Below are 20177 nucleotides of genomic sequence, written 5' to 3' on the forward strand. Positions count from 1 at the left end.
GGCCAGCAGCCGGCACGACCCTCACAGCTCCTCGACCACCACGTTGCGGTTGGTGTAGATGCAGATATCGCCGGCAATGCCGATCGCTTCGCTGGCGATGGTGCGCGCATCCAGTTCGGTGTGCGCCATCAACGCACGTGCGGCCGACAGCGCATAGGAACCACCCGAGCCGATGGCGATGATGCCGTCCTCCGGTTCGATCACATCGCCGGTGCCGCTGATGATCAGCGAGGTTTCCTTGTCGGCCACTGCCAGCAGGGCCTCGAGCTTGCCCAGGCGGCGCTCGGTGCGCCAATCCTTGGCCAGCTCGACCGCAGCGCGCTGCAGCTGGCCGTGCTTTTCCAGCTTGGCCTCGAACAGCTCGAACAGGGTGAACGCGTCGGCGGCGGCACCGGCGAAGCCGGCCAGCACCTGGCCATCACGGCCAAGGCGGCGCACCTTGCGCGCATTACCCTTCATCACGGTGTGGCCCAGCGTGACCTGACCGTCGCCGGCAATGGCCACGTGCTCGCCGCGACGGACGCAGACGATGGTGGTGGCGTGGAAAACATTGGGATTCTGACTGGGGTCCATGCGGCCTCCGATAGCTGTTCACGGGACATGGGGACAGCGCCGGGTGCGATCAAGCCTGTGCGGATGGCTGCCGTTCAGCGCTTGGCGTGCGATGGCCGATCCGGATTCGGCTCGATCCCCCAGGCGAGGTACCAGTCTTCGCCCTGCGTCTCGATCGGGTGCTGGGTGCGGCCGGAGCCGTTGCCGCAGGCCAGTGCGTCAGCGGCGCAGTAGCGGTCGCAGCCCCAGCAGATGCGCTCGGGATGCTTGGGATGCAGGGGAATGGGCTTTGCCATGGTCGGCAGCTCCTCGTGGCCTGCGGCCACGATGCGCTGGTGCGCCCTGCCCCGCCCTGATCCAGGTCAAGGGCGGTCTATTCAGCCTTGTCGTCCCTGCTGCGGCGCTTCGCGCGCGGATGCGCGGCGTCGTAGACCTTGGCCAGGTGCTGGAAATCGAGGTGGGTGTAGATCTGGGTGGTGGCGATGTCGGCATGGCCCAGCAGCTCCTGCACGCCACGCAGATCGCCGGACGATTCCAGGATATGGCTGGCGAAGCTGTGCCGCAGCATGTGCGGATGCACGTGCTTGAACAGGCCCTGGCGCCGCGCCAGCTGGCGGATGCGGATCTGCACCGCGCGTTGGCTGATCGGCCCGTTGCGGCCGGGAAACACCGGCGAGGCCGGGCCACCACCACTCTCCGTACGCCACGCCTGCAGCGCTTCGCGCGCCGGCCGGCCGAACGGCACGCGGCGTTGGCGATTGCCCTTGCCCAGCACGTTGACCAGGCCGCTAGCGAAATCCAGATCACGCCAGGTCAGCGCGCAGACTTCGCTCAGGCGCAGGCCGGAGGAGTAGAACAGTTCCAGCAACGCGCGGTCGCGGCGGCCGAGCTCGCCTTCCGGTTCCAGCTCGACCAACTGCACGGCTTCGTCGGCATCAAGCACCTGCGGCAACCGGCGCGGCGCACGCGGCGCCTTCAGCGTCGCCGCCGGACTGACCTCGATGCGCCCGTGCTTGAGCAGCCAGGCATAGAAGCTACGGCACGCCGACAACCTGCGCTGCAGGCTCTTCGCGGACAGGCCACGGCGATGTTCATCGGCAACAAACTGGCGCAGCGCGTCGGCATCGAGTGCCTCCACCGCTACACCACGCGGCTCCGCCCAGGCCGACAGCGCGTCCAGGTCGCGACGGTAGGCGTCGAGCGTATGCGCCGACATCCGCCGCTCCACCTGCAGATGTTGCAGGAAGGCCTGTACCGCGCTCATCGTCGTGGCGTCCTGCTCAGCCCGCGAAGCGCTTCAGGCCGGTGACCAGCGCGTCGCCCATCATGCGCAGGAACAGCGTGCCCATGCCCGGATAGAAGCGGTTCGGATCGTGGCTGCCGACCGCGATCAGGCCCACGCCCGGCAGCGGCAGCAGTGCGGTGGTCTGCACCTCCTCGCTGCGCACGCCATACAGCACGGCATTCTTCTCCGGCTGCAGGCGGCCGCAGATCGGCTCGCCGTCCTTAAGGCAGTCGCGGAACGGGCCCAGCTGCGCATCATCGGCAGCGATCACCTGCAGCCAGTCGGCCTGTTCCAGCCCGGCCACCGGTGCATGCACCACCAGTCGCACCAGATCGCCGGCAAAGTCTTCCTGCAGCGAGGCAGCCATCGCACGCAGGGTATCGGCCGCGTTGTCCTGCTTCATCAGCGCCAGGGTCAGCTGGTGCGTGCGCACTGCCAGGCGTTCATTGACCTGGGCGGTGGCGCCCAGATCGGCCAACCGTCGCGCCAGCTCGCGGTTCTTCTCGCGCAGCACTTCCAGCTGGTAGCTGGCCAGCGACGCGGTCGGGCCGTCGTCGCGCGGTACCACCAGGGTCAGGGCCAGGTCCGGGAACTGCTTGAGGAAGCCGGGATGTCGCCGCAACCAGGCAGCGACTTCATGGGCTCCGAGCTTGTCGACGGTTTCGGTCATGCGATCCACTCCCCTTCGAAGACAAATGCGGTCGGGCCGGCCATCACCACCGGTTGGCCATCGCCCGGCCACTGGATGCGCAGGTCACCCCCGGGCAGGCTGATGCGCGCATCGCGCTGCAGGCGACCGCGCTGCATCAGGGTCACTGCTGCGGCACAGGCGCCGCTGCCGCAGGCCAGGGTTTCGCCGACGCCGCGCTCGAACACACGCAGACGTGCATGCGCCGGGCCCATCACCTGGGCGAAGCCCACGTTCACCGAGCGCGGGAACGACGCATGCTGCTGCAGCAGCGCACCGACGCGTTCGACCGGTGCCGCATCGATCAGGCCCACTTCGATCACCGCGTGCGGATTGCCCATCGACACCGCGGCGAAGCGTACGCTTTCGCCCTGCAGCGGCAGCAGGTACTCCTCGCGCGCATGGGCAAAGCCCATCAGCGGCACGTTGGCCGGCTCGAACGCAGGCACGCCCATGGTCACCGCGAATTGACCATCGCCAAGCACCTTCACCTCATGGCTGGCCAGCGGGCTGTCGATGACGAACTGATCACCCTGCGCACTGCCTTCGCGCACCAGCCAGGCCGCGATGCAGCGCGCGCCGTTGCCGCACTGCTCGGAGTTGGAACCGTCGGCATTCCAGATGCGGTACGAAGCCACCGAGCCTTCCGCGCGCGGTGCCTCGATGGTCAGGATCTGATCGCAGCCGACGCCGGTGTGGCGGTCGGCCAGGCGCGCGGCCAGTTCAGGCGTGGGCGGCGCGGTGCCGTCACGCAGGTCGATCACTACGAAATCATTGCCTGCGCCATGCATCTTGCTGAAGCGCAGCGCCTTGGAACCGGCCTTACTCATTCCCGCCGCCCACCTTCTTCGCAGGCGCAGGCGCCGGTTGCGTGGTCGGTACAGCCGGGTCCACGGTCGTGGCCGGAGTGCCGCTGCCCTGGGTCTCCACCGGGGTCGCTTCGGTAGCGGGCTCGGCAACCGGTTCGACGGTTTCTTCCACCGGCACCGGCTTCTGCGGCAGCACCAGCGGGCCCTTGTTGCCGCAGGCGGCGAGGAACAGCAGCGAAGCCGCTGCCAGCGGAATCAGGATGGCGTTTCGATGGGGGATCTTCATGCCCCGAGTATAGCCATTGGCGGCTGAGCGGTTGGTGCAGGGGATCGGGTTGCCGGCCAGCGGCCGGCACCACCGCAGGCGGTCAATCCGCAGGCGGCGGCAGCGGCCGGGTCCACAGCCAGATCGCCACCACGGTCATGCTGCCGATCGAGAACCACTTCACCCAGGCAATCGGCACGCACCACAGCATGATGCCGGCGCATACCGCCATGGTGATCGTGGCCATCCACTTGCCGTAGCGGCTGACTGCACCATGCGCCTGCCAGTTGGCGATGGCCGGGCCGAAGCGCGGATGCTGCAGCAGCCAGGTGTGCAGGCGTTCGGATCCGCGCGAGGCGGCCCACGCCGAGATCAGGATGAATACGGTGGTAGGCAGGCCCGGCACGAAGATGCCGACAATGCCGGTGCCCAGACTGACGTAGGCCAGCAGCCACCACGCCCAGCGGAAGCGCACCACGCGCGGTGGCGTGGCGGTATCGCGGGGTGCAGGGGGTTCGGGCTGGCTCATGGCCGCAAGGATACCGGTTCGGGGTGCCCGGCAACGCCCGGCACCCCTGCGTCATTACGGCTGGACGATGCCCAGCTGCTGCAGCACGAACGCGTACGACTCGGACAGCTCGCGGTAGCGCTGGAAGCGCCCCGACTTGCCACCGTGGCCGGCTTCCATGTTGGTGCGGAACAGGATCGGGTAGTGGCCGGTGTTGTCGTCACGCAGCTTGGCCACCCACTTGGCCGGTTCCCAGTACTGCACCTGCGAATCCCACAGGCCGGTACCCACGAACAGCGCCGGGTACGCCTGCTGCTTCACGTTGTCGTAGGGCGAGTAGGACAGCATGTAGTCGTAATACTGCTTCTGTTCGGGGTTGCCCCACTCGTCGTACTCGTTGGTGGTCAGCGGAATGGTCGGGTCGAGCATGGTGGTGACCACGTCGACGAACGGCACCTGCGCCACCATCACGCGGTAATCCTGCGGGGCCTGGTTGGCCACCGCGCCCATCAGCAGGCCACCGGCGCTGCCACCGGACGCGGCGACGCGATCCTTCGCCGCCCAGCCCTGCGCCACCAGTCCACGGGTGACGTCGATGAAGTCGTTGAAGGTGTTCTGCTTGTGCAGCAGCTTGCCGTTCTCGTACCAGTCGCGGCCCATTTCCTGGCCACCGCGGATGTGGGCGATGGCATACACCACGCCGCGGTCGAGCAGGCTCACCGCGGTCTGGTTGAAATACGGGTCCATCGACATGCCGTAGCTGCCATAGGCGTACTGGAACAGCGCGCCCTTGCCATCCTTCTGGTAGCCCTTGCGGTAGACCAGCGACACCGGTACCTTCACGCCATCGCGCGCGGTGATCCAGACACGGTCGGTTTCGTACTTCGACGCGTCATAGCCGATCACCGGCTGCACCTTCAGCTGCCGCCGCTCGCCGGTGGCGGTATTCAGTTCGAACACCGTGGTCGGGGTGGTCATCGAGGTGTAGACGTAGCGCAGCCACGGCGTGTCGGCCTCGGTGTTGTCGCCCAGGCCCATGGAATACGCCGGTTCGTCGGCCTTCACGTAATCGCTGCGGCCGTCCTTGAACAGCAGGCGGATGCGTTCCAGGCCCTCGGAACGTTCGGCGATGGCGGTGTAGCTGTCGAACAGTTCGAAGCCTTCGATGAACACGGCATCGTCATGCGCGATCCAGTCCTTCCACTGCGCGCGCGAGGTGGCATCGGTCGGTGCGGTGACCAGCTTGAAGTTCTTCGCACCGTCATTGGTGCGGATCACCCAGCGGCCGTCGTAGTGGTCGGCGTCGTACTCGACATCGCGCTGGCGCGGCGCCAGCACGGTGAAGGTGGTCGGGTCGCTGGCCGGCGCGTAGCGCTCTTCCGAGGACACGGTGCTGTGCACGCCGATGGTGATGAAGCGATCGTCGCGGGTGCGGCCGATGCCCATGTAGAAGCTGTCGTCCTTCTCTTCGTAGACGACGGTGTCGGCGCTGGCCGGGGTGCCCAGCACGTGCTTCTTCACGCGCACGGTCAGCAGGGTTTCCGGATCGTTCTCGACATACAGCACGGTGCGGTTGTCGTCGGCCCAGACCAGGTCGCCGGAGCTGCCGGTGATCACATCGGGCAGCACCTTCCCGGTGGCCAGGTCCTTGAAGCGGATCGTGTACTGGCGGCGGCCGACGTCATCATCGGCCCATGCCAGCAGCTGGTTGTCCTGGCTGACCTCCATCGAGCCGACACTGAAGTAGCCCTTGCCGGCCGCCATCGTGTTGACGTCCAGCAGGACTTCCTCGGCGGCATCCATGCTGCCCTTGCGGCGCGCATGGATCGGGTAGTCCTGGCCGGTCTCGAAGCGGCTGTAGTACCAGTAGCCGCGCTCACGCGCCGGCACGCTGGAATCGTCCTGCTTGATGCGGCCGACGATCTCCTTGTACAGGGTGTCCTCCAGCGGCTTCAGCGGCGCCAGCAGCTGGTCGGCATAGGCATTCTCGGCCTGCAGGTAGGCCAGCATGTCCTTGTTCTCGCGCTTGTCGTCGCGCAGCCAGTAGTAGTCATCGTTGCGGGTGGCGCCAAAGGGCGCCTTGACCACATGCGGGTGCTTGGCGGCATCCGGCGGAACGGGCGGCGTGGCGGCGGTAGCGGTGGTGGTCATCAGGCTGGCAAGCAACAGGCAGAGGGTGGACTTCATGAGATAAGGCTCCTGGCGCATCAATGCAATGGTCTCCGACGGGGTCGGATCCCTTTCCCCGAAAAGGGATCTGACCCCAATCCCGGCGACCCGGCAACCCTGCGGATCGTCATGGGTCGTGCCGGCCAGCGGCCGGCACGACCTGGACGCGCGGCGTACCATGGGCGCATGAGCACCCTGCCCCACACGCCGGGCTACAGCCGGCGCAGCCATGAAATCGCCCCGTTCCACGTGATGTCCCTGCTGGCCCGCGCGCAGGCGCTGGAACAGGCCGGCCACGACGTGATCCATCTGGAGATCGGCGAACCGGACTTCACCACCGCCGAACCGATCGTGCGTGCCGGACAGGCCGCACTGGCCGCCGGCCATACCCGCTACACCGCTGCACGTGGCCTGCCGGCCCTGCGCCAGGCGATCAGCGGCTTCTATCGCAGCCACTACGGGCTGGATATCGACCCCGAGCGCATCCTGGTCACCCCCGGCGGCTCCGGCGCGCTGCTGCTGGCCAGCAGCCTGCTGGTCGACCCCGGCCGCCACTGGCTGCTGGCCGATCCCGGCTATCCGTGCAACCGCCATTTCCTGCGCCTCGTTGAAGGCGGCGCACAGCTGGTGCCGGTCGGCCCGGACACCGCCTACCAGCTCACACCGTCGCTGGTGGAACAGCATTGGAATGGCGACAGCGTCGGCGCGCTGGTCGCCTCACCGGCCAACCCGACCGGCACCGTGTTGTCCGCCGAGGAACTGGCAGCACTGTCGAAGACCCTGCATGCGCGCGGCGGCCACCTGGTGGTGGACGAGATCTACCACGGCCTCACCTACGGATTGGATGCGCCCAGCGTGCTGCAGGTGGATGACAGCGCGTTCGTGCTGAACAGTTTCTCCAAGTACTTCGGCATGACCGGCTGGCGGTTGGGCTGGCTGGTGGCACCGCCGGCGGCGGTACCTGATCTGGAGAAGCTGGCGCAGAACCTGTACATCAGCGCGTCGAGCATCGCCCAGCATGCCGCCCTCGCCTGTTTCAGCGAGGAAGCGATGGCGATCTTCGAGCAGCGTCGCGAAGCCTTCCGCCAGCGCCGCGACTTCCTGTTGCCGGCATTGCGTGAACTGGGCTTCCGCATCGAGGTTGAACCGCAGGGCGCGTTCTACCTTTACGCCGATGTCAGCGCATTCACCGATGACGCGCAGGCGTTCTGCGCCCACTTCCTGGAAACCGAGCACGTGGCATTCACGCCGGGGCTGGATTTCGGCTTCCACCGTGCGAACCAGCACGTGCGGTTGGCCTACACGCAGGAAGTGCCGCGATTGCAGGAGGCGGTGGAGCGGATTGCGCGTGGGTTGAAAAGCTGGGGCGCCTGATCGCCTGGCGCGAACGGCATCCACGCATGGCGTGGCTCTACTGGTAGATCCACGCCATGCGTGGCGTTCATGGGTAGATCCACGCCATGCGTGGATACGTGGCCCCAACAAAAAACGCCGCCCTGGTGGGCGGCGTTTTCCGTTCTGCTTACTTGCCGCCCAACCGCTCCCACAGGAAGCTGTAGGCCAGCGCCGACATGTGTGCGGCCTGCGCGTTGTTGGCTGCGCCGCCGTGGCCACCTTCGATGTTCTCGTAGTAGGTCACATCCTTGCCGGCATCGATCATCTTCGCCGCCATCTTGCGGGCATGGCCCGGGTGCACGCGGTCATCGCGGGTGGAGGTGGTGAACAGCACCGGCGGGTAGCTCTTCTTCGCATCGAACAGGTGGTACGGCGAGAAGGTCTTGATGAACTCCCAGTCGCTGGTGTCCGGGTTGCCATACTCGGCCATCCACGACGCACCGGCCAGCAGGTGGCTGTAGCGCTTCATGTCCAGCAGCGGCACCTGCACCACCACCGCACCGAACAGCTCCGGGTACTGGGTCAGCATGTTGCCGGTCAGCAGGCCACCGTTGCTGCCGCCCTGCACGCCCAGGTGCTTGGCGCTGGTGATCTTGCGCTTGACCAGATCGCGTGCCACGGCGGCCATGTCTTCATAGGCCTTGTGGCGGTTCTGCTTCAGCGCCGCCTGGTGCCAGCGCGGTCCGTACTCGCCGCCGCCACGGATGTTGGCAACCACGTACACGCCGCCCTTCTCCAGCCAGGCGCGGCCCATGCCGCCGGAGTAGCCCGGGGTCAGCGAGATCTCGAAACCACCGTAGCCGTACAGCAGGGTCGGGTTGGAGCCGTCCAGCTTCATGGCCTTGTCGTGCACCACGAAGTACGGCACGCGGGTGCCGTCCTTGCTGGTGGCGAAGTGCTGCTCGATCACCTTGCCCTTGGCATCGAAGAAGGCCGGCATGGTCTTCAGCGTTTCCGGGGCCTGCCCGATCTCGGCCAGCGCCAGGGTGGTCGGGGTCAGGTAGTCGGTGGCGGTCAGCCACACCGCGTCGCTGTCGTTGCTGTCGACCGCGCCCACGCCCAGCGTGCCGAAGGCCGGCGCGCCGACGAAGCGGCTGGTCTGCCAGCCATTGGCGCCCGGAGTCAGCACCGACAGGCGGTTCTTGACGTCATCCAGCACGTTCAGCACCAGATGGCTCTTGGTCCAGGTGGCTCCGGCCAGCGAGGTGGTCGCGGTCGGGGTGAACAGCACGTCGAATTCGCGCTTGCCGGCCAGGAAGTCATCCAGCCGGGTCGCCAGCAGCGAACCGGACGCATAGGTCTTGCCACCCACGGTCCACGGATCCCGCAGTTCCAGGGTCAGCCACTGCTTGTGCAGGCCCTTCTCGGCCGAGTTCGGCGCGTCGATCTTGGTCAGCGTGCCATCGTCGCCACGCAGGTAGATCTCGTTGTTGTAGAACGCCAGCGTGCGGCTGACCAGGTTGCGTTCGAAGCCCGGGGTGTCATCGTGCATCGCCGCGATGTACATGTCTTCCGGCTTGCCTTCATACACCACGCTGGCGGAGGCCATCGGCGTACCACGCTTCCACAGCTTGGCCACGCGCGGGTAGCCGGAGGTGGTCATCGAGCCGGCACCGAAGTCGGTGTAGACGAACACGGTATCGCGATCGATCCAGTTCAGGCCGCCCTTCGACTCGGGACGGAAGAAGCCGTCCTTGATCCAGCTCTTGCTGGACAGATCGAATTCGCGGGTGACGTCGGCATCGGCACCGCCGCGCGACAGCGCGATCAGGCAGCGGCTGTAGTCCGGGCGCAGGCAGTCGGCACCGTGCCAGACCCAGTTCTCGCCCTCGGCCTTGTTCAGCGCATCCAGGTCGAGCACGGTTTCCCACTGCGGCGAGGCCTTGCGGTACTCGGCCAGCGTAGTGCGCCGCCACAGGCCGCGTTCGTGCTGCTGGTCCTTCCAGAAGTTGTAGTAGTAGTCGCCGATCTTCTGCACGGCGGGAATCTTGGCGTCGGAGTCGAGCACCTCGCGGATGCTGGTCTCCATCTGCTTGAAGGCCGGGGTCTGCGCAAGGCGCGCTTCGGACTTGGCGTTCTGTTCCTTGACCCAGGACAGCGGCTTGTCGCCGGTGACGTCCTCCAGCCAGGCGTAGCGATCGGTGTCTTCAGCAGCCACGGCGGTCCCCACCGAGGCAGCGGTCATCATGCCGGCCAACAGGCAGGCGGAAGCGAGTCGAGACATTGCAGCTCCAGGCAGTCATAAGCCGTGGAACGCTAGCATGGATCGCTGCAGCCGCCCCCGTGTCGAAGGTCAGGCCGTGGCCGCAGCGCCACGACGGCGACGGGGTGTCCCGCCGGCGCGACGACGGGCCTGTCCACCGGTACGCCGGGCCAGCCGCAGCCACGACAGTCCCGGCAGCGGGAAGCGCAGCAGCGCCCACCAGGCCACCAGCGGCATGCCCACCAGCCACATCGGCAACCAACCCAGCCAGGCGCTGCTGCCGCGCGCGGCTGGCCAGACCAGCACCAGCGCCAGGCCGGCCAGCGCCACCTGCCGCACGCTGCGCAGCAGGCGTGGATCGGCGCGTTCAATGATGACGCGTTCAGTTGCAGGGCGACGAGCGGAACGTGCGTTCATGGGGCTTCTCCGGTGGACAATGCAACACAGCTTGGGCAAGGGCCTTCTCACAGGTTGCGACACCATTGACGGATCGCGTGCACACAGTCGACCATGCGCGTGCAAGCCCACTGGAGCCCGCTCCCGCATGACTTCGATCCGCCCGCTCTGCGCCGCGCTGCTGGCCCTTTCCCTGGCCGGCCCCGCAGTGGCCGCCAGTGAGCCGCCGTCGCCCCATACCAGCACCTCTGGTGCAGCTGCCCTGGACGCACCGATCGACCTGAAGCGCTTCATGGGCACCTGGTATGTGATCGGCCGCGTGCCGAACTTCATCGAACGTGGCCATGTCGCCAGCGTCAACGAGTACGAGCTGCGCGACGCGCACAAGGTCGGCATCACCTACCGCTACCGTGATGGCTTCGGCGAACCACTGCAGGAAGTGCGCGCGCGAGCCAGCGTCGACCCGGACAGCGGCAACCACGGCTGGCGTACCTGGTTCTACCGCGTCGTGCCGACCCATTCGCGGGTACTGGAAGTGGCGCCGGATTATTCCTGGGCGCTGATCGGCTACCCCGGCCGTGAGATGGCCTGGATCTTCTCGCGCACGCCGGACATGGACAAGGCGCTGTACAAAGAGCTGGCCGAACGCCTGCGCGACGAGTACGGCGTGAACACCGACAAGCTCAAGCGCGTGCCGCAGCACCCGGAGCAGGTTGGCAAGCTGGGTTACGAAGTACCGAACGTGCGTTGACCGCACGTGGGATTGCCGGCCAGCGGCCGGCACTACCCGAATGAGATGCCGGGCACCGCCCGGCATTCTGTTATCTGCGGCTGTAATGCGCGACCAGGCGGTCGCCGAGCATCTGCAGCAGTTGTACCAGGATCAGCAGCAGGACCACCGTGACCAAGGCCACGTCGGTGTGCGAGCGCTGGTAGCCATCGCGGAACGCCAGGTCGCCGAGGCCACCGGAACCGATCGCGCCGCCCATGGCGGTGAAACCGATCAGCGCGACGGTGGTGACCGTCGCACCGGCAATCAGGCCGGGGCGCGCTTCGGGCAGCAGCACGCGGGTGACCAGCTGCCAGGTGGTGGCGCCCATCGCCTGGGTCGCCTCGATCACGCCCCGGTCGACTTCACGCAGTGCGGTCTCGACCAGGCGCGCGTAGAACGGCGCGGCACCGATCACCAGCGGCACGATCGCACCACGCACGCCCAGCGACGTCCCCATCAGGAACAGGGTGACCGGAATCAGCACGATCATCAGAATGATGAAAGGCACTGAACGCAGCAGGTTCACCACCAACGCCAGCACGCCATAGGCGAATGGACGGCGCTTCATCTGCGGTGCACCAAACAGGTACAGCAGCACGCCCAAGGGCAGGCCGATGGCCAGGGTCAGCGGCAGCGAACCCAGCAGCATCAGCAGCGTGTCGATGGTGGCCTGGCCGATGTCCGCCCACTTGCCCGCATCCAGGTGGCGGAAGAAGCCGCCGGCAGTAGCGATGATCATCGACGCAGTTCCTCAACATGCACGCCGGCGGCCACGAACGCGGCCTGCGCGGCGGACTGGTCGCCGCCCACCAGGGCAACCACCAGCTGGCCATACGGGGTGTCCTTGATCCGGTCGATACGGCCGGACAGGATGTTGTAGTCGACCCCGGTCTCGCGCGCGACGCTGCCGAGCAGCGGTTCGTAGGTGTCGCCACCCAGGAAGGTCAGCCGCACGATGCGGCCCCCGACGGCATCGAAATCGCGGTGCAGCGTGCCCTCGTCCACATGCTCCGATTCGCTGACGAAACGGCGCGTGGTCGGGTGCTGCGGGTGCAGGAACACCCGGGTGACCGGCCCGGTCTCGACCATCTGGCCGGCGTCGAGTACCGCGACGCGGTCGCAGACGCGGCGGATCACATCCATCTCGTGGGTGATCAGCACGATGGTCAGGCCCAGCTCGCGATTGATCTTCGACAGCAGCGAAAGCACCGATGCGGTGGTCTGCGGGTCGAGTGCACTGGTCGCCTCGTCGCACAGCAGGATCTGCGGGCGCGTTGCCAGCGCGCGGGCGATGCCGACGCGCTGCTTCTGGCCACCGGACAGCTGTGCCGGGTACTTCTGCGCGTGCGTTTCGAGGCCAACGGTCTGCAGCAGCTCGGCCACACGCGCATCGATCTCCGCTTTCGGCGTGCCGGCCAGCTCCAGCGGGAAGGCGACGTTGCCCGCCACCGTGCGCGAAGACAGCAGGTTGAAGTGCTGGAAGATCATGCCGATGCGCCTGCGCAGCGCGCGCAGGCCGTCCGCGTCCAGTGCAGTGACATCCTCACCGCCGATCAGAAGACGGCCACCGCTGGGCTCTTCCAGGCGGTTGATCATGCGGATCAGGGTCGACTTGCCGGCGCCGGAATGGCCGATGATGCCGAAGACCTCACCGGCTTCGATGGTCAGGTCCAGCGGTTGCAGCGCGCTGACTTCGCGACCGGCAACGGCATAGGATTTGTGCAGGCGCTGGAACTCGATCACGGGCGTGGCTCACCGGCTGGGTGACGGAAGGGGGCGTGCAGCCTACCAGCGCCGGCGCTCGCGCGCCCGCGCCATGGGCCAGAATGTTATTCCTTTTGGTTCTAAGACGCCCGCACCGACGCATTGGCCGGGGTCGGATCCCCGCAGGGGCTCTGACCCCATTCCCTGACCCAACCGGCTCAGGGATGATCCAGCGGCTTCGGCGGCTGTACCCGGTTCAGGCGCTCGCGATGCAGCAGATACAGGCCTGAGGCCACGATGATCGCCGCACCCACCCAGGTGTAGCCGTCCGGCAGCTGGCCCCAGAAGGCCAGGTCCCAACCGATCACCCAGACCAGGCCGCTGTACTCCAACGGCGCGATCATCGACGCCTCGCCCAGCTGGAAGGCCTTGGTCAGGGCGATCTGGCCCAGTGCCCCGGCCAGGCCCATGCCGGCGATCAGCGGCGCATGCGCCAGCTGCAGCGGTACCCAGCCGGGAAGGGCCAGCAGGCCCGCGCCGATCGCCATGATCACCAGGAACCAGACCACCATCGACTGCGAAGTATCCGTGCGGGTCAGCAGGCTGACGGTGATCGCGGCCACGGCATAGGCGGTGGCGGCGGCCAGCACCATCAGCCCCGGCACCGAGATGAAGCCATCCACGCCGGGCCGCAGCACCACCAGCACGCCGATCAGGCCGATGCCGATGGCGACCCAGCGCCGCGGCCCGACCCGTTCACCGAGCAGCGGCACCGAGAGTGCAGCGATCAACAGCGGAGCAACGAAATAGATGGTGTAGGCGGTGGACAGCGGCAGGTCGCGCAGGGCGAACACGAAGCAGCCGATCATCGCCATGCCCAGCGCGCCGCGCAGCAGGTGCAGGCCCCAACGCCGCGGCACCAGCGAGCGCGGGCCGGCACTGACCAGCACCCAGACCAGCACGAACGGCAACGAGGCCGCGCCGCGCAGGAAGGTCACTTCCAGGGTGGGATAGCTGGCCGACAACTGCTTCATGCCAGCGTCCATCAGCGAGAAACAGGCGACCGCAGCGACCATCCAGGCCACCGCACGCGAAGGGGAGCGTTGCACGTTCATGGCCCATTATCGCCGACCGCGCGCCCCGCTGGGCGCCGGGCATGGGCGCCGCGATAGAATGGTGACCACTGAATTCTGCGGAGCCACGCCCATGCCTTCCTTCGACGTCGTGTCCGAAGTCGACACCCACGAGCTGACCAACGCCATCGACCAGGCCAACCGTGAACTGGCCACCCGCTTCGACTTCAAGGGCGTGGACGCAAAGTTCGAGCGCGACGGCGATGTCATCAACCAGTTCGCGCCGACCGAATTCCAGCTCAAGCAGATGAACGACATCCTCCGCGCACGCCTGGCCGCACGCGGCATTGATGTGCTCAGCCTGGAGTTCGGCGACATCGAGACCAACCTGGCCCAGGCCCGGCAGAAGATCACCGTCAAGCAGGGTATCGAGCAGAAGATCGCCAAGAAGATCGCGGCCGCCCTGAAGGACGCCAAGCTCAAGGTGGAAAGCCAGATCAACGGCGACAAGCTGCGCGTGCAGGGCAAGAAGCGCGACGACCTGCAGGACGCCATCGCCGTGCTGAAGGCCGGCAAGTTCGAGCTGCCGCTGCAGTTCAACAATTTCCGCGATTGATGACCCGCCGCCGGGCATGGCCCGGCGCTACCGGGATGGCGCGCGACTGATGACCCGGCGCGCCCCCGGCCTGCAACGGTAGCGCCGGGCCATGCCCGGCGGACTGCCCGCTTAATCGCGCAGCAGCTTGTACAGCGTGGTGCGCGAGATACCCAACTGGCGGGCGGCCAGGCTGAGATTACCCTCCGCAGCCCGCGCCGCGCGCCGCGCCGCTTCCCGCTGCTGGTCACGCAGCGGCGCATCAGGCACGGGTGCAGGCGACACCGCGCGCACCCGCAGCGCGCGCGGCGCACGCAGATGCTGCAGGTAGACCGCACTGCCCTCGCCCAGCCGCACCCGATGCGCCGGCCCAGGCTGCAGCAGGCGGCGGCGCTGTGCCGCACTGGCATCGGCAAACACCGCATCGATCGTCAACAGCGGCAGCGGTCCCCGCCGCGGCAAGCCCAGCACGCGCCGCGCTACCCGGTTGGCCGCGCGCAGCCGGCCGTCTTCCTGCACCGCCAGCAAGCCCTGCAAGGGCGTGGCCAGCCAACGCGGATCATGCTGCACGGCCAGCACGTGCACATCGGTGAGCGTCTGCAGCAGGCGGTTTTCACTGGCCAGCGCCGCCTGCCGGAAATAGCCCTGCAGCAGCGCCGGATCCCGCTCGCCCAGGCCGGTGATATCGATCGCTCCGCAGACCTGGCCGTCCAGGTCATGCAGCGGCTCGCTCAGGCAGAACACCGGCGCGAAGCGCTGCAGGTAATGCTCGTTGCCACGCACAAGGGCAGGCACATCATCGGCCAGGCTGACCGCCGGCGCCGTGGTGCCGATCTCCGCCTCACCCAACTGCCGCCCGACCTGGATCGGCCGCAGCAGCGGCGCATCCTCCAGGCCGTGCGCCTGCTGCGCGATCACCATGCCCTGGCGGTTGGCGCAGAACATCGTCCAGCCCCGCGCGCCAAACGCCGCCCACAGCTGTTCCAGCTCGGGCTGCACGCAGCGCGCGAGCCGGCGGTCTTCGGGGTCGCGCAGGCGCAGGCCATTGCCCTGCAGCGGCGGATAGTAGGGCTCCTGCCCTGGTTGCACCCCGGCCGCGCGCGAACGCTGCCAGGAATGCTGCAGCGGCAATGGCAACAGCGCCAATGACTGCGTATCGCCTTCCGCGAACGCAGCGCGCGCGGCGACCAGCTGTTGTTGCCCGACTGTCGTGGCCATCATGGAAGCAGAGTACACCCACGCACGCCATGGCCGCGTTACGTCCCGGCAACGGAATGTTCCCGTTTCCATCGGACATTCAGACAAGAAACCCAACAAGGGGTCAGAGCCGTTTTCCCGTGGAAAACGGATCCGACCCCGTGCGGTATCGACAGCTTGCAGAAAACTGTCGAAGGCGGGGTGGGTCCGGTTGAGGGGGTGTGAGCGGCATGGATGCCGCGACCAAGCCCCCATGGACGGGTTCACGGCGTCCCCCTCAACCGGACCCACCCCGCCAACCCACGGATAGCCCGCTTTTGCTGTTGCTTCGGCTTCGGCAGGTGCAGGGCGCAGCCCTGCAAAACCCACCCTGCCGTTACGCCGCAATCCGCAGGATCGGCTTCAACGTAATCCCACGCGTGCTGTCCTCGGCCGCCTGGTTGATCTGCTCCAGCGGGTAGAACTTCACCAGCTTGTCGAACGGGAACCGTCCCTGCTGGAACAGCGTGACCAGCTGTGGAATGAACACCTGCGGCACGCTGTCACCTTCGACGATGCCGCGGATGCTGCGCCCGCCCAGCAGCAGGTTGTTCACATCGAAACTGGCGGTGGTGCCCAGCTTCGGTGCGCCCACCACGCCCATCATGCCCAGCCCGCCCAGCGCCTCGATGCCGGCCGACAGTACCTCCGGGCGACCAGTCGATTCCAGTGCGAAATCAGCACCACCGCCAGTGATCGCGCGCACGGCCTCGACCACATCGGTCTCGCGGCTGTTGACCACGTGGGTGGCGCCCAGTTCCAGCGCCAGCTCCAGACGTGAGGACACCACGTCAATGGCGATGATGGTGGTGGCGCCGGCCACCTTGGCCGCCATCACCGCGCTCAGGCCCACCGCACCGGCGCCGTAGCTGGCGAAGCTGCTGCCCGAACGCACCTGCAGCGAATTGAGGACCGCACCGGCACCGGTCTGGATGCCGCAGCCCAGCGGGCCCAGCAGTTCCAGCGGCGCATCATCGGGCACCTTGATCGCGTTGATCTCGCGCGCGATGGCGAAGGTGGCAAACGAAGACTGCGCGAAGAAATGGTCGTGCAGCGGCTGGCCGTGCGCATCGGTGATCGCGGTATGGCCGTGGCCATCATCGCCACCGAAGTTCAGCGCGAAGAAGTCCTTGCAGTAGGCACCATGACCGCCGCGGCACGGATTGCAGTGACCACAGGCGCCGTAGGTCAGCACCACATGGTCGCCCACCTTGAGGTCGCGCACGTTGGGGCCAACCGCTTCCACGATGCCGGCACCTTCGTGGCCGAGCACTGCAGGCAACGGCACCGAGTAGTACTGATCGCGCACGATCAGATCGGTGTGGCACAGGCCGGTCGCCACCACCTTCACCAGCACCTCGTCATCCTGCGGGCCGCGCAACCGCGCCTGCTCGATGACGAAGGGCTGCTCTTTGCCGCGCACCACGGCAGCGGTGATCTCACGGGTTGCGGTGTTGTCGTTCATCGTGATGGCTCCTTCGATCAGATCGGGTAAGCGGGCGCTTCGCCCTTGACGGTCAACCACTGCCACTGGGTGAACTCTTCGCCGTTGGCGGGGCCACCGATACTGGTGCCGTTGCCGGATGCACCGACGCCGCCGAAGGGATTGATCACTTCGTCGTTCACGGTCTGGTCGTTGATGTGCAGCAATCCGGTGCGCAGGCGCTCGCCCAGTTTCAGCGCGCGGCCGACGTTGCTGGAGACGATGGCCATCGACAGTCCATACTCGCTGTCGTTGGCCAGCTGCACTGCCTGGTCGTCATCGTCGAACGGCACGACCACCGCCACCGGCGCGAAGATCTCTTCGTTGAAGGCTGGATTGTCGGCAGAGACGTTGCCAAGCACGGTCGGCGCGAAGAACAGATCACGGTGCGTACCGCCTGCCTCCAGCGAGGCACCGGCCTGCACCGCCTGCTCGACCACGCGTGCGGCGTGGTCGCGCTGGCCAGCATTGATCAGCGGGCCGATGGCCACCTCTTCGCGTGCCGGATCTCCCACCTTCAGCGAATTGGCCTTGGCCACCAGCTTCTGCAGGAATGCATCATGGATCTTCCGATGCACCAGCACGCGGCCGGTCGCCATGCAGATCTGTCCCTGATGCAGATAGACGCCCCACGCGGTGTTGGCCACCGCCAGGTCGAGGTCGGCATCATCAAGGATGATCAGCGAATTCTTGCCACCCAGCTCCAGCGACACCTTTTTCAGGTGCTTGCCCGCCGCTTCGCCGACCTTGCGCCCGGCGGCGGTGGAACCGGTGAACTGGATCATCGCCACGTGCGGATCACTGGTCAGTGCGGCCCCGGCCGCGCCATCTCCGGGCAGCATGTGCAGCACCCCCGCCGGCAGGCCGGCCTGCTCGAACAGGCGTGCGATCACCGCGCCGCCACATACCGCCGTACGCGGGTCCGGCTTGAGGACCACGGCGTTGCCCAGCGCAATCGCCGGGGCCACCGCGCGCATCGCCAGGTAGAGCGGGAAATTGAACGGCGAGATGACCCCGACCACGCCCAGCGGGCGTCGGCGCGCCAGGTTCAGCTTGCCCGGTTCGGATGGCAGGATCTCACCCGTGCTGCGCGACGGCAGCGCCGCAGCTTCATGCAGTGCCTTGATGGTCACCTTGGCTTCGAAGCCGGCCTTCAGGCGGGTCGAACCGCTTTCGCGTACCAGCCACTCGATCAGGGTGTCGATGTTCTCTTCGGCCAGGCGCGCCGCCTTGCGCATAACCTCAGCGCGCTGCTCGTAAGGCGCTGACGCCCACGCCTGTTGCGCCTGTGCAGCGGCCGCCGCCGAGCGCGCCACCTGCGCGGGGTCCGCCAGGCCGATTTCGCCGAGGGTGTTGCCGGTGGCCGGCTCGATCACCGGCTGCCGTTGCGCGGCCGCATGCCAGTGACCATCGAAGAAGGCGCCGGCCCAAAGGGCGTCCGGCAGCCACGGGGAAGATGCAGTCATGGGTGTCCTCCTGTGTCGTGCGTCCATTCCACGCCCGCCGTCCGCGGCAGGCAATCGGCCATCCAGCGGTCGCCCGCAAGGGCTTGAATCGGCGGGATTTTCCAGCATGGCGACTGTCCAGTTCCTGCACAGTGAACAGCGCGGCGGCGGCACACTGCCTACAATGTCCGCCCCGCCAGCCGACGTGCCCGCCATGACCGACACCCACCTGCCCACCGATGACCCGATCGCTGCCACCCGCCTGTGGCTGGAGCGCATCGTCATCGGCCTGAACCTGTGCCCGTTCGCCAAGGCGGTGTACGTGAAGGACCAGGTCCGTTTCGTGCTCAGCGATGCGACCACGCCGGAAGCACTGGTTGAACAGCTGGCCGAGGAGCTGGTGCTGCTGCGCGATACGCCGGCCGAGCAGATCGATACCACGCTGATCGTGCATCCGCAGGTGCTGACCGACTTCCTCGACTACAACGACTTCCTCGACAACGCCGATGCAGCGATCGAGGCACTGGACCTGCAGGGCATCCTGCAGGTGGCCAGCTTCCATCCGGATTACCAGTTCGAGGGCGTGGCTGCCGACGACGCCAGCAACTACACCAACCGTGCGCCCTTCCCCACCCTGCACCTGCTGCGCGAGGACAGCGTGGCGCGCGCGGTGGACGTCTATCCGGACCCGGACGTGATCGTCGAGCGCAACATCCAGACCCTGGATCGCATCGGCGTGGACGGCTGGCATCGCCGCCTGCGTGGCGACGACCTGTCATGAGCCGCGTTCCGCCGATTGCCGCATGGCCGGCCGCGCCGCTGTCGGGCAAGGTGGTGCTGATCACCGGGGGTGCCAACGGCATCGGCCGCGGCATCGCCCAGGCCGCGCTCGGTGCCGGTGGCCGCGTGCTGATCGGCGACCTGGACATGGAGGCCGGGCAGGCCTGCCTGGACGAATGGCAGCGCGGCGATGACGCTGCGTTCCAGCGCCTGGACATCACCGACGAAGCCAGCGTGCGCGCGTTCATCGCCGAGGCGCTGCGTCGCTTCGGCCACATCGACGGACTGGTCAACAATGCCGGCATCGCCGGGCCGCACGGCACGCGGCTGCAGGACATGGACTGGGACGAATGGCAACGCCGCCTGTCGTCGCTGCATGGCGCCTTCCTGTGCAGCAAGCACGCGCTGCCGGCGCTGTCGGCCAGCGCTGCCGGGGCGATCATCAACATCGCCTCGACCCGCGCCTGGCAATCCGAAGCACATAGCGAAGCCTACGCCGCGGCCAAGGGCGGGCTGGTGGCCTTCACCCATGCGCTGGCGATCAGCAGCGGCCCGGCGGTGCGGGTGAACAGCATCAGTCCCGGCTGGATCGGCACCATGGCCTGGCAGGCGCCCTCGCGCCGCCATGAGCCCGACTACTCGGCCATCGACCACGCCCAGCACCCGGTCGGCCGGGTCGGCCAGCCCGAGGACATCGGCGCGCTGGCGGTGTACCTGCTGTCGTCGCTGTCCGGCTTCAGCACCGGACAGGACTTCATCGTCGACGGTGGCATGACCCGGAAGATGATCTACGCCGAATAGAAAAAGGGGACGGAGGGG

21 protein-coding genes are annotated in these 20177 nt (G+C 67.2%); 5 read left to right on the forward strand and 16 right to left on the reverse strand.

Annotated elements, in window-relative coordinates:
* Window positions 1-21 precede the first annotated feature (21 nt).
* From hslV to EZ304_RS08265, 8 genes are all read right to left on the reverse strand, one after another.
* Window positions 22-573 (reverse strand): ATP-dependent protease subunit HslV, encoded by a 552-nt coding sequence (hslV, locus tag EZ304_RS08230; RefSeq protein WP_005411093.1) that lies wholly within the window; start codon window positions 571-573, stop codon window positions 22-24.
* 74 nt (window positions 574-647) lie between these two features.
* On the reverse strand, window positions 648-848 hold the full coding sequence (locus EZ304_RS08235) for a DUF3079 domain-containing protein (protein ID WP_049456730.1): 201 nt from the start codon (window positions 846-848) through the stop codon (window positions 648-650).
* 77 nt (window positions 849-925) lie between these two features.
* Window positions 926-1816: a tyrosine recombinase XerC gene (gene xerC / locus EZ304_RS08240; protein ID WP_142806772.1), complete on the reverse strand. Its 891-nt coding sequence runs from the start codon at window positions 1814-1816 to the stop codon at window positions 926-928.
* Window positions 1817-1832: 16 nt separating this feature from the next.
* The gene (locus EZ304_RS08245) at window positions 1833-2507 is read right to left on the reverse strand and encodes a DUF484 family protein (RefSeq protein ID WP_099551156.1); all 675 of its coding nucleotides are present in this window, start codon (window positions 2505-2507) and stop codon (window positions 1833-1835) included.
* Window positions 2504-3355, reverse strand: coding sequence for a diaminopimelate epimerase (dapF, locus tag EZ304_RS08250; RefSeq protein WP_142806773.1), 852 nt, complete (start codon window positions 3353-3355; stop codon window positions 2504-2506). The genes EZ304_RS08245 and dapF overlap by 4 nt, the downstream gene beginning before the upstream one ends.
* Window positions 3348-3620, reverse strand: a complete 273-nt coding sequence (gene lptM, locus EZ304_RS08255) for an LPS translocon maturation chaperone LptM (RefSeq protein WP_142806774.1) — start codon at window positions 3618-3620, stop codon at window positions 3348-3350. Before lptM ends, dapF begins: the two co-directional genes overlap by 8 nt.
* An 82-nt stretch (window positions 3621-3702) precedes the next feature.
* Window positions 3703-4128, reverse strand: a complete 426-nt coding sequence (locus EZ304_RS08260; RefSeq protein WP_099551153.1) for a YbaN family protein — start codon at window positions 4126-4128, stop codon at window positions 3703-3705.
* A 54-nt stretch (window positions 4129-4182) separates the two neighbouring features.
* Window positions 4183-6294, reverse strand: coding sequence for a S9 family peptidase (locus EZ304_RS08265; RefSeq protein WP_099551152.1), 2112 nt, complete (start codon window positions 6292-6294; stop codon window positions 4183-4185).
* A 168-nt stretch (window positions 6295-6462) separates the two neighbouring features.
* Here EZ304_RS08265 and EZ304_RS08270 point away from each other — a divergent pair, with 168 nt between their 5' ends.
* A complete protein-coding gene (locus EZ304_RS08270) occupies window positions 6463-7650 on the forward strand; it encodes a pyridoxal phosphate-dependent aminotransferase (protein WP_142806775.1) in 1188 nt (395 codons plus the stop codon).
* 148 nt (window positions 7651-7798) lie between these two features.
* Here the strand turns inward: EZ304_RS08270 and EZ304_RS08275 are convergent, their stop codons facing one another.
* A complete protein-coding gene (locus EZ304_RS08275; protein WP_099603833.1) occupies window positions 7799-9895 on the reverse strand; it encodes a prolyl oligopeptidase family serine peptidase in 2097 nt (698 codons plus the stop codon).
* Between the two features lie 69 nt (window positions 9896-9964).
* Window positions 9965-10291: a hypothetical protein gene (locus EZ304_RS08280; protein ID WP_099551149.1), complete on the reverse strand. Its 327-nt coding sequence runs from the start codon at window positions 10289-10291 to the stop codon at window positions 9965-9967.
* Window positions 10292-10418: 127 nt separating this feature from the next.
* Between EZ304_RS08280 and EZ304_RS08285 the strand changes: the two genes are divergently transcribed.
* Window positions 10419-11021: a lipocalin family protein gene (locus tag EZ304_RS08285; RefSeq protein ID WP_099551148.1), complete on the forward strand. Its 603-nt coding sequence runs from the start codon at window positions 10419-10421 to the stop codon at window positions 11019-11021.
* 70 nt (window positions 11022-11091) lie between these two features.
* Here the strand turns inward: EZ304_RS08285 and EZ304_RS08290 are convergent, their stop codons facing one another.
* The 3 genes from EZ304_RS08290 to EZ304_RS08300 form a co-directional block, all read right to left on the reverse strand.
* A complete protein-coding gene (locus EZ304_RS08290; protein WP_005411104.1) occupies window positions 11092-11781 on the reverse strand; it encodes a methionine ABC transporter permease in 690 nt (229 codons plus the stop codon).
* On the reverse strand, window positions 11778-12785 hold the full coding sequence (locus EZ304_RS08295) for a methionine ABC transporter ATP-binding protein (RefSeq protein ID WP_099551147.1): 1008 nt from the start codon (window positions 12783-12785) through the stop codon (window positions 11778-11780). The genes EZ304_RS08290 and EZ304_RS08295 overlap by 4 nt, the downstream gene beginning before the upstream one ends.
* Before the next feature lie 179 nt (window positions 12786-12964).
* Window positions 12965-13861 carry a DMT family transporter gene (locus tag EZ304_RS08300; protein WP_142806776.1) on the reverse strand — a complete coding sequence of 299 codons (897 nt, stop codon included), beginning with the start codon at window positions 13859-13861 and terminating at the stop codon, window positions 12965-12967.
* 91 nt (window positions 13862-13952) lie between these two features.
* Between EZ304_RS08300 and EZ304_RS08305 the strand changes: the two genes are divergently transcribed.
* Window positions 13953-14435 (forward strand): YajQ family cyclic di-GMP-binding protein, encoded by a 483-nt coding sequence (locus EZ304_RS08305; RefSeq protein ID WP_005411107.1) that lies wholly within the window; start codon window positions 13953-13955, stop codon window positions 14433-14435.
* 111 nt (window positions 14436-14546) lie between these two features.
* On the opposite strand, the gene EZ304_RS08310 is transcribed toward EZ304_RS08305, so the two are convergent.
* The 3 genes from EZ304_RS08310 to EZ304_RS08320 form a co-directional block, all read right to left on the reverse strand.
* Window positions 14547-15632: a helix-turn-helix domain-containing protein gene (locus EZ304_RS08310; RefSeq protein ID WP_260678382.1), complete on the reverse strand. Its 1086-nt coding sequence runs from the start codon at window positions 15630-15632 to the stop codon at window positions 14547-14549.
* 355 nt (window positions 15633-15987) lie between these two features.
* Window positions 15988-17115: an NAD(P)-dependent alcohol dehydrogenase gene (locus EZ304_RS08315; protein WP_142806777.1), complete on the reverse strand. Its 1128-nt coding sequence runs from the start codon at window positions 17113-17115 to the stop codon at window positions 15988-15990.
* A gap of 17 nt (window positions 17116-17132) precedes the next feature.
* Window positions 17133-18599: a benzaldehyde dehydrogenase gene (locus tag EZ304_RS08320; protein WP_142806778.1), complete on the reverse strand. Its 1467-nt coding sequence runs from the start codon at window positions 18597-18599 to the stop codon at window positions 17133-17135.
* 193 nt (window positions 18600-18792) lie between these two features.
* Between EZ304_RS08320 and EZ304_RS08325 the strand changes: the two genes are divergently transcribed.
* Both EZ304_RS08325 and EZ304_RS08330 read left to right on the forward strand, forming a co-directional pair.
* On the forward strand, window positions 18793-19359 hold the full coding sequence (locus EZ304_RS08325; protein ID WP_049429265.1) for a DUF1415 domain-containing protein: 567 nt from the start codon (window positions 18793-18795) through the stop codon (window positions 19357-19359).
* Window positions 19356-20159 carry an SDR family oxidoreductase gene (locus EZ304_RS08330; protein WP_142806779.1) on the forward strand — a complete coding sequence of 268 codons (804 nt, stop codon included), beginning with the start codon at window positions 19356-19358 and terminating at the stop codon, window positions 20157-20159. Before EZ304_RS08325 ends, EZ304_RS08330 begins: the two co-directional genes overlap by 4 nt.
* Window positions 20160-20177 lie beyond the last annotated feature (18 nt).

Origin of the sequence: Stenotrophomonas maltophilia (assembly GCF_006974125.1) — a bacterium.
GTDB classification, from domain to species: Bacteria; Pseudomonadota; Gammaproteobacteria; order Xanthomonadales; family Xanthomonadaceae; genus Stenotrophomonas; species Stenotrophomonas maltophilia_O.

Bases quoted from the DNA above. Each gene is read 5' to 3' on its own strand.
- hslV (WP_005411093.1), bottom strand. From the start codon at position 573: ATGGACCCCAGTCAGAATCCCAATGTTTTCCACGCCACCACCATCGTC.
- EZ304_RS08235 (WP_049456730.1), bottom strand. From the start codon at position 848: ATGGCAAAGCCCATTCCCCTGCATCCCAAGCATCCCGAGCGCATCTGC.
- xerC (WP_142806772.1), bottom strand. From the start codon at position 1,816: ATGAGCGCGGTACAGGCCTTCCTGCAACATCTGCAGGTGGAGCGGCGG.
- EZ304_RS08245 (WP_099551156.1), bottom strand. From the start codon at position 2,507: ATGACCGAAACCGTCGACAAGCTCGGAGCCCATGAAGTCGCTGCCTGG.
- dapF (WP_142806773.1), bottom strand. From the start codon at position 3,355: ATGAGTAAGGCCGGTTCCAAGGCGCTGCGCTTCAGCAAGATGCATGGC.
- lptM (WP_142806774.1), bottom strand. From the start codon at position 3,620: ATGAAGATCCCCCATCGAAACGCCATCCTGATTCCGCTGGCAGCGGCT.
- EZ304_RS08260 (WP_099551153.1), bottom strand. From the start codon at position 4,128: ATGAGCCAGCCCGAACCCCCTGCACCCCGCGATACCGCCACGCCACCG.
- EZ304_RS08265 (WP_099551152.1), bottom strand. From the start codon at position 6,294: ATGAAGTCCACCCTCTGCCTGTTGCTTGCCAGCCTGATGACCACCACC.
- EZ304_RS08270 (WP_142806775.1), top strand. From the start codon at position 6,463: ATGAGCACCCTGCCCCACACGCCGGGCTACAGCCGGCGCAGCCATGAA.
- EZ304_RS08275 (WP_099603833.1), bottom strand. From the start codon at position 9,895: ATGTCTCGACTCGCTTCCGCCTGCCTGTTGGCCGGCATGATGACCGCT.
- EZ304_RS08280 (WP_099551149.1), bottom strand. From the start codon at position 10,291: ATGAACGCACGTTCCGCTCGTCGCCCTGCAACTGAACGCGTCATCATT.
- EZ304_RS08285 (WP_099551148.1), top strand. From the start codon at position 10,419: ATGACTTCGATCCGCCCGCTCTGCGCCGCGCTGCTGGCCCTTTCCCTG.
- EZ304_RS08290 (WP_005411104.1), bottom strand. From the start codon at position 11,781: ATGATCATCGCTACTGCCGGCGGCTTCTTCCGCCACCTGGATGCGGGC.
- EZ304_RS08300 (WP_142806776.1), bottom strand. From the start codon at position 13,861: ATGAACGTGCAACGCTCCCCTTCGCGTGCGGTGGCCTGGATGGTCGCT.
- EZ304_RS08305 (WP_005411107.1), top strand. From the start codon at position 13,953: ATGCCTTCCTTCGACGTCGTGTCCGAAGTCGACACCCACGAGCTGACC.
- EZ304_RS08310 (WP_260678382.1), bottom strand. From the start codon at position 15,632: ATGGCCACGACAGTCGGGCAACAACAGCTGGTCGCCGCGCGCGCTGCG.
- EZ304_RS08315 (WP_142806777.1), bottom strand. From the start codon at position 17,115: ATGAACGACAACACCGCAACCCGTGAGATCACCGCTGCCGTGGTGCGC.
- EZ304_RS08320 (WP_142806778.1), bottom strand. From the start codon at position 18,599: ATGACTGCATCTTCCCCGTGGCTGCCGGACGCCCTTTGGGCCGGCGCC.
- EZ304_RS08325 (WP_049429265.1), top strand. From the start codon at position 18,793: ATGACCGACACCCACCTGCCCACCGATGACCCGATCGCTGCCACCCGC.
- EZ304_RS08330 (WP_142806779.1), top strand. From the start codon at position 19,356: ATGAGCCGCGTTCCGCCGATTGCCGCATGGCCGGCCGCGCCGCTGTCG.